2 protein-coding genes and 2 pseudogenes are annotated in these 1,593 nt (G+C 65.7%); 3 read left to right on the top strand and 1 reads right to left on the bottom strand.

Annotation, left to right across the window (positions count from 1 at the left end; genetic code table 11):
* Positions 1-159: pseudogene (locus ENZ75_RS34490) on the bottom strand (SAM-dependent methyltransferase); the annotation flags it as partial.
* 77 nt (positions 160-236) lie between these two features.
* Between ENZ75_RS34490 and ENZ75_RS31300 the strand changes: the two are divergent.
* The 3 genes and pseudogenes from ENZ75_RS31300 to ENZ75_RS31310 all read left to right on the top strand — a co-directional run.
* Positions 237-1,037 (top strand): ComF family protein, encoded by an 801-nt coding sequence (locus ENZ75_RS31300; RefSeq protein ID WP_063169072.1) that lies wholly within the window; start codon positions 237-239, stop codon positions 1,035-1,037.
* A gap of 27 nt (positions 1,038-1,064) precedes the next feature.
* The gene (gene grxC, locus ENZ75_RS31305; RefSeq protein WP_024503792.1) at positions 1,065-1,334 is read left to right on the top strand and encodes a glutaredoxin 3; all 270 of its coding nucleotides are present in this window, start codon (positions 1,065-1,067) and stop codon (positions 1,332-1,334) included.
* 10 nt (positions 1,335-1,344) lie between these two features.
* Positions 1,345-1,593 (top strand): annotated as a pseudogene (locus ENZ75_RS31310) (carbon-nitrogen hydrolase family protein); the annotation flags it as partial.

Raw genomic sequence — 1,593 nt, forward strand, 5'->3', positions numbered from 1 at the left:
CTCATGCGCCGCACGGCCGAGGACCTTGCCGAACCGGCGCTCGACGGCGCCCAGCCGTTCGGCAAGGTCCTCGGCCGTGCGGCGCATGAGGAAGTCCGCGCCGTCGACCGGACGGGCAAGCGCGCGCCGCTTGTGCGTCAGCCACAGAGAGGTATCCATTATTGGCTGCAACGGGCAGATCCTTTGTTTGTCCACGCTCCGAGATCGTTGATATAGTGGCGCGCAGGAGCAACCACGTGGCCGATCCGATGCCCAAGATCAAGTCTATCGGGATCACGAACCTGGCCCGGTCGGTTGTCGGCTGGCCGGCGCGGATGCTGTTTCCGCCGGTCTGCGCCGGTTGCCGCCGGCATGTCTCGCAACCGGGCGTGCTGTGCGGCGCCTGCTGGCCGAAGCTCAGGCTGCTGGAGCGGCCATGGTGCCCTGTCATGGGTACGCCGTTCACCCACCATATGGGCGAAGGCTTTCTGTCGGCCGAGGCGATTGCCGATCCGCCGCCTTTCGAGCGGGCGCGGGCGGCGGTCGCCTATTCCGGCGTTGCGCGCCAGATGGTGCAAGGGTTGAAATACCAGGATCGCACGGATCTGGCACCTTGGATGGCGCGCTGGATGATGCGTGCGGGTGCCGATCTCATCGCCGAGGCGGATGTGGTGGTGCCGGTGCCGCTGCACTGGCGGCGGTTTTTCAGGCGGCGCTTCAACCAGTCGGCGGAACTGGCAAGGGCGGTCTCGGCACTTAGCGGATTGCCCTTCGCCCCGTCGGCGGTGCGGCGCGTGAAACTCACCCGCCAGCAGGTCGGGCTGGAGCGCGGCGAACGCGAGGAGAATGTGCGGGCCGCGTTCCGGGTGCCTGCCGAGGCGGAAATCGAGATCGCCGGCCGCAGGGTGCTTTTGATCGACGATGTCTACACCACCGGCGCCACGGTGCGTTCCGACACCAAGGCGCTGAAAAGGGGAGGTGCGGCCGCCGTCGACGTGCTGACCTTTGCGCGTGTGTTGCCGGGGGACTTTCGGGCGGACGAGTCCGCGACTATATAAGTCGGCAACGAACAGCGGAAATTCGTCATGACCGATGTCACGATCTACACCCGCATGATGTGCGGCTATTGCACGGCAGCCAAGCGGCTGCTCGAGCGCAAGGGCGTCGCCTTTACCGAGCACGATGCCTCCTTCTCGCCGGAATTGCGCCAGGAGATGATCTCCCGGGCGCATGGCCGCACGACCTTTCCGCAGATTTTCATCGGCGATACGCATGTCGGCGGCTGTGACGACCTCCACGAGCTGGAGGCCGAAGGCCGGCTGGACAAATTGCTCGCCAACGGCGCGACGAATTGAGGGAATGACGATGGGTGTTTTCAAGGCCGCTGCGATCCAGATGCGTTCGGGCGAGAGCCCCGAGCGCAACGCCGTCGATCTCGAACGGCTGGTGCGTGAAGCAGCCAGCCTAGGTGCCACCTACATCCAGACGCCGGAAATGACCGGGGCGCTGATCCGCGACAAGGAAGCTCGCGCCGCATCGTTCACGTCGGAGGACAAGGACATCGTCGTCGCGACCGCGCGCAGGCTGGCCAAGGAGCTCGGCATCTTCCTGCAT

Source organism: Mesorhizobium sp. M7A.F.Ca.CA.002.04.1.1 (assembly GCF_004022805.1).
Lineage (GTDB): Bacteria > Pseudomonadota > Alphaproteobacteria > Rhizobiales > Rhizobiaceae > Mesorhizobium > Mesorhizobium ciceri.

Coding starts and splice junctions, on each gene's coding strand:
- grxC (WP_024503792.1), top strand. CDS start 1,065: ATGACCGATGTCACGATCTACACCCGCATGATGTGCGGCTATTGCACG.